This window comes from Staphylococcus sp. EG-SA-2, from assembly GCF_017152085.1.
On the sequence record NZ_JACYHC010000420.1, the window covers coordinates 1 to 6,021 of the forward strand.

The 6,021-nt window shown below is 34.2% G+C and carries 5 protein-coding genes; 3 read left to right on the forward strand and 2 right to left on the reverse strand.

From position 1 onward, the window contains the following. Window positions 1–913 (reverse strand): L-lactate dehydrogenase (locus tag IDG60_RS04685; RefSeq protein ID WP_206160529.1); only part of this gene is annotated, 913 nt, incomplete at its 3' end. A 685-nt stretch (window positions 914–1,598) separates the two neighbouring features. Between IDG60_RS04685 and IDG60_RS04690 the strand changes: the two genes are divergently transcribed. Beyond that, window positions 1,599–3,047: an APC family permease gene (locus tag IDG60_RS04690; RefSeq protein WP_000534425.1), complete on the forward strand. Its 1,449-nt coding sequence runs from the start codon at window positions 1,599–1,601 to the stop codon at window positions 3,045–3,047. 80 nt (window positions 3,048–3,127) lie between these two features. Here IDG60_RS04690 and IDG60_RS04695 read toward each other — a convergent pair whose 3' ends face one another. Then, complete coding sequence (locus tag IDG60_RS04695; RefSeq protein WP_000030072.1) at window positions 3,128–4,465, reverse strand: aspartate aminotransferase family protein; 1,338 nt, start codon at window positions 4,463–4,465, stop codon at window positions 3,128–3,130. Between the two features lie 257 nt (window positions 4,466–4,722). Between IDG60_RS04695 and IDG60_RS04700 the strand changes: the two genes are divergently transcribed. Together IDG60_RS04700 and IDG60_RS04705 are read left to right on the forward strand one after the other, a co-directional pair. Further along, window positions 4,723–5,139 (forward strand): hypothetical protein, encoded by a 417-nt coding sequence (locus IDG60_RS04700; RefSeq protein ID WP_001237628.1) that lies wholly within the window; start codon window positions 4,723–4,725, stop codon window positions 5,137–5,139. A gap of 122 nt (window positions 5,140–5,261) precedes the next feature. After that, the coding region (locus tag IDG60_RS04705) for a fructose bisphosphate aldolase (protein WP_031806670.1) at window positions 5,262–6,021 on the forward strand (760 nt) is incomplete at its 3' end.

Here is a 6,021-nt window from a genome sequence, read left to right on the forward strand (position 1 = left end):
TTTTAACAGATTTATCGAACAACGCTTGTTCTTCGGCACTTAATGGCATTTCATAAATTTTAACTGCGCCATGTTGGTTAACTAATGTTGGTACACCTAGGTAAACGCCTTTGTGACCACCATATTGACCATCTAATTGTATAGAAACATTTAAGACATTATTTTCATTATTTAAAATGGCTTTTGAAATGCGCATCAATGCTAATGCAATACCATAGTATGTTGACCCTTTAGCTTGGATAATTTCATAAGCAGCGTCACGTGTATTTACATAAATTTCTTCCGCTTTAGCTTCGCTACCAGTTTGTTCTTTTAATGTGTCATATACTGAAATACCTGCTACATTTGCTTGTGACCAAACTGCAAGTTCAGTATCACCATGCTCACCAATAATACTAGCGTCAACACTTGAAGGTGCAACACCAAGTTCTTGGCTAATTAAATATTGTAAACGTGCACTGTCCAATACAGTACCTGAACCGATAACACGCTCTGCTGGTAAACCAGTATATTCTTTTACAAATCTTGTTAAAATGTCAACAGGGTTTGCCGCGATTAAGAAATATCCATCAAAGCCGCTATCCATAACACTCTTAACAATGCTCTTCATAATCTTAGTATTTTTTTCAACTAATTGTAAACGTGTTTCACCTGGCTTTTGAGGTGCACCAGCTGTAATAACAACTAAATCTGCATCTTTACAGTCTTCGTATTCACCTGCTTTCACATCAACTGGTGAAGGACTGTGGACTGTACCATGGTTTAAATCTTGAACATCTGCTTTTACTTTGTCTTTTGCAATGTCAATAATTACAAATTCATCAGCAACACCTTGCGTAACCATTGCAAAGGCATAGCTTGATCCTACAGATCCATCTCCGATTAATACAACCTTTTTACCAAATGTTTTCATAATTATGTCTCCTAACCTAATTGAATTTATTTTACACGTGACTACACGTAAAAATATCTATACTGAAATTAAAGATTAACAATTTTATTTTATTATAATATTATGCTACCAAATTACAAACATAAAACTGAGATGTAAGCGGAGTCAAATTACACTCTATCGCCAATAAATATTGATATCTCAAGCTTTAGCACGTAATTTGAAATTTGTGACAATTTTTAGCATTCTAAAATTGCGTAATGACGCTATTTAAAGCCTTTAACAAACTATTGAGCTTTCTATTTTTTTCATTTTAAAAAGGATGGCTATTCGACTTAAATGACTTACTATATAACCTCCTATTTTCCGCCTTACCCTCATCATATTTGATGCATCATTTTATAGTCAAAGAATTACATTTCATACAAACTAGCCAATCAGACATAAACATGAAATTGATTTTAAAAATATAATGTGCAAAATTGTTAGAAAATTAGCAAAAATAGTACTTATTCATTTAATATCTGTTATAATCAGTTTTATCATTTAAAAAATCTATGGATGTTATCAAGACAAGTCATTAATACGTAACATAAAGTTGTGATTTTTCAGAATTTTTAGACAAAATATTGATTATTTGTGCTATGATATAACATATTAAAAAACACCGTATAGAATTGTTTATGAATGTTTGGGAGGAAAGTTTATGGGAAGTTTTTTCAATAAAATAGCACGAAAAGAGGATCCGGCTATCTATCAAAATAAAGATGGTCATTTAAAGCGTACACTTCGGGTGCGTGATTTCTTAGCTTTAGGTGTAGGAACAATTGTATCGACATCTATCTTTACGCTACCTGGCATTGTTGCTGCAGAACATGCAGGACCGGCCGTTGCGTTATCATTCTTACTCGCTGCTATTGTTGCTGGTTTAGTTGCATTTACTTATGCAGAAATGGCTGCCGCTATGCCATTTGCAGGTTCAGCCTATTCTTGGGTCAATGTATTATTTGGTGAATTTTTTGGATGGGTTGCCGGTTGGGCTCTATTAGCTGAATATTTTATCGCCGTAGCCTTTGTTGCATCAGGATTCTCAGCGAATTTACGCGGACTTGTGAAACCAATTGGCATCGAATTACCTGCAGCATTATCAAATCCATTTGGTACGAATGGCGGTTTTATCGATATTATTGCTGCTATCGTTATTTTATTAACTGCATTATTACTATCACGTGGTATGTCAGAAGCAGCACGTATGGAAAACATTTTAGTTATTTTAAAAGTATTAGCTATTATTTTATTTGTCATCGTAGGTTTAACAGCAATAAATGTTAGTAACTATGTGCCATTTATTCCAGAACACAAAGTAACTGCTACAGGTGACTTTGGTGGATGGCAAGGCATATATGCTGGTGTTTCAATGATTTTCTTAGCGTATATCGGTTTCGATTCTATCGCAGCAAACTCAGCAGAAGCACTTGACCCTCAAAAGACAATGCCTAGAGGTATTCTTGGTTCTTTAAGTGTTGCTATCGTATTATTTATTGCTGTAGCACTTGTGTTAGTTGGTATGTTCCATTACTCACAATACGCAAACAATGCTGAACCTGTTGGTTGGGCTTTACGTCAAAGTGGTCATGGTGTTGTAGCAGCTATTGTTCAAGCTATCTCTGTTATCGGTATGTTTACAGCATTAATTGGTATGATGTTAGCAGGCTCACGTTTACTTTATTCATTTGGACGTGACGGCTTATTACCTTCATGGTTAAGCCATTTAAACGACAAACATTTACCTAATCGCGCACTAGTTATACTTACTATTATTGGTGTTTTAATTGGTTCTATGTTCCCATTCGCATTTTTAGCACAATTAATTTCAGCAGGTACACTTGTTGCATTTATGTTCGTTTCATTAGCAATGTATCGTTTGAGAAAGCGTGAAGGTAAAGATCTACCAATTCCTGCATTTAAATTACCTTTATATCCTGTGTTACCAGCAATTACATTTGTTTTAGTATTGCTAGTATTCTGGGGATTAGGATTCGAAGCGAAATTATACACTTTAATTTGGTTTATTGTTGGTATCATTCTATATTTAAGTTATGGACTTAGACATTCTAAGAAAAATGATGTAGCTGAATACCACCCACCAAAATAAAAAATCAAAAAAATCATTTCCCATCTGATTAACATCCAGATGTGGAAATGATTTTTTATTTTATATTAAGATAATCGCTATTACCAACCTTGTCCAGATATGTCATATTGATCTAAGTTACCTGCTTCCAAAGCAGTCAGTGCATCTTCTATAGTGTTTAACGCCGTGTCTAATTGCTCATATGTTATCACCAATGGCGGTTGGAATCGCAACACATTTCCTGCTACAGCTATAATAACTACGCCATGCTCAAAGCAGTAATTACAAATTTTAAGTGCCGCACTGGCATCACGTGTTTTGAGTTTTTTGTCGGAAACAATATCAATACCAATGCTCAGACCTTTACCTCTAACATCGCCTACACTATTGTATTTAGATACCCATTGATCCATTCGTTTCCTAACATATTCCCCTTTTTCCGCACTAGCCTGAAGAAGCGACTGATCTTCAATCATTTGAATTGTGGCTAATGCAGCTTCACAACTAACTGGATTAGCACCTGTTGTAAATAAATGTGCTGGTGCTTCTAAACAATTCATAATCTCTTTGCGTCCAACAATTGCTGACATGGGCATACCACCTGCTAAGGATTTTCCGAAAGTGATTAAATCAGGCGTAAAATTAAAATGCGAGACTGAACTCCATGTACCTGTTCGCCCAAAACCTTGTTGAATATCATCGACAGCGATTAAAATACCATGTTCACGACAAATCTTTTCTAACGCTTCAAAATACCCTGGAACTGGTTCTAAAAGTCCACCATCGCCTTGTATCGTTTCAATAACAATACATGCTACTTCGTCAGCAGGTACATATTTCGCAAACATTTCTTTTAAGGGTGCTAAATATTCTTCTACTGAATTAGCTTGTGGCTGCTCGTACATACCACGATATTTATCTGGAAACGGAATATGATAAAAACCATTCAATAACGGACCATAATGTTTGCGCATATTTAAACTAATAGCTGACATAGACAATGAGCCAAAAGTTGAACCATGATATGCATTAGTGAAACTAATGATATAAGGACGCCCTGTATATGCTCTGGCAAATTTAATGATGCCATCATTTGCGTCTGATCCGGTTAATCCGAAGGTCACTCTTTTTTCAAAATCTCCAGGTGCAAGCTCACAAAGCTTCTTAGCTAAACGTACCAACGGTTCATGATACATATATGCTGGTGTATAATGAATAAATTTATCAACTTGTGCCTTTATCGCTTCTGTTACTTCTCTAGGTGCATGACCTACGTTTTGAGAACTTGCACTCGATAACAAATCGATATATGTCTTCCCCTCAATATCAACCAATGTTGCTCCATATCCATGATCAATCACTAACGGATAATATTTAATACGTCCTGATTTCGCAAAATAATGTTCATCCTCTTGAATTAATTGATGTGCTTTACTCATATACATTCCCCTCCCATTGACAGTATTAATGTGCAAGCAAAGTGGCCTCTCTTAAATCGATTATAAAATCCGATTTAAAATCCTGCTCAAATACCGTCATGCCTCTATGAATACTATCCAATATACTAATAAAATTCAGATTTGTAAATATATTCTGATAATTAAGAATTTTATATCAATCTACTTTGTTTATGCGCATAATTTTGTTCGATTAGGGAATTGTTTACTATATTCCATTTGACTCTGAGGTGATACGAATGCGTTTAAAAGTATTGTTCCATTTCATTGCTGCTATTTTCATATCATTCATGTTGCTATGGATGACCATGTTGTTTGACTTAATAAGCAATCAATCACATTTAAAAGCTTTATTATTGAATTTAGATTTTCTAATTCCTTCTGACAATACACCATTTATTCTAGAAATAATATGTCACTTACTAATTGGTAGCCTCATTTATTTTGTATTTGTGTTACTGTTTCATACTTCTAAAAGGCTTTACTATCTATGTTATATCCCTTTATTTTTCTTATTTATAGCATTGTATCCCTTTTTAGTATTTATTGCGCAACGTCCAATTTTTCAATTTAGTGTGACAGAATTAATCGGTTGGATTATTACACATATTTTCTTTATGTCATTAATGGCGTTAGTCATACCTAGAATAAAATAATATTTTTAATTAAACTGACAATTATTTTTCACATTTTATACACTTTTCAAGGTTTATGACTTGAGAAATGTTCTCATTTTTATCATACTGGAGGTGTATTGAAAAGTTAAGGAGTGGAAAGTATGAATAAAGAGCAATTAGAAAAAATGAAAAATGGAAAAGGCTTTATTGCCGCATTAGACCAAAGTGGTGGTAGTACACCAAAAGCACTTAAAGAATATGGTGTAAACGAAGATCAATATAGCAATGAAGACGAAATGTTCCAACTTGTTCACGATATGCGTACACGTGTGGTAACTTCACCTTCATTCTCACCAGATAAAATTTTGGGTGCTATTCTTTTCGAACAAACAATGGATCGCGAAGTAGAAGGCAAATACACTGCAGATTACTTAGCTGATAAAGGTGTTGTTCCGTTCTTAAAAGTAGACAAAGGTCTTGCTGAAGAGCAAAATGGTGTTCAATTAATGAAACCAATCGACAACTTAGACAGTTTATTAGACCGTGCAAACGAACGTCACATTTTTGGTACAAAAATGCGTTCTAACATTTTAGAATTAAATGAGCAAGGTATCAAAGACGTTGTTGAACAACAATTTGAAGTTGCTAAACAAATTATTGCTAAAGGTTTAGTGCCAATTATCGAACCAGAAGTTAATATTAATGCAAAAGACAAAGCTGAAATTGAAAAAGTATTAAAAGCTGAACTTAAAAAAGGTTTAGATAGCTTAAATGCTGATCAATTAGTAATGTTGAAATTAACAATTCCTACTGAACCAAACTTATACAAAGAGTTAGCTGAACATCCTAATGTTGTTCGTGTCGTTGTATTATCAGGTGGTTACAGCAGAGAAAAAGCAAATGAATTACTTAAAGATAACG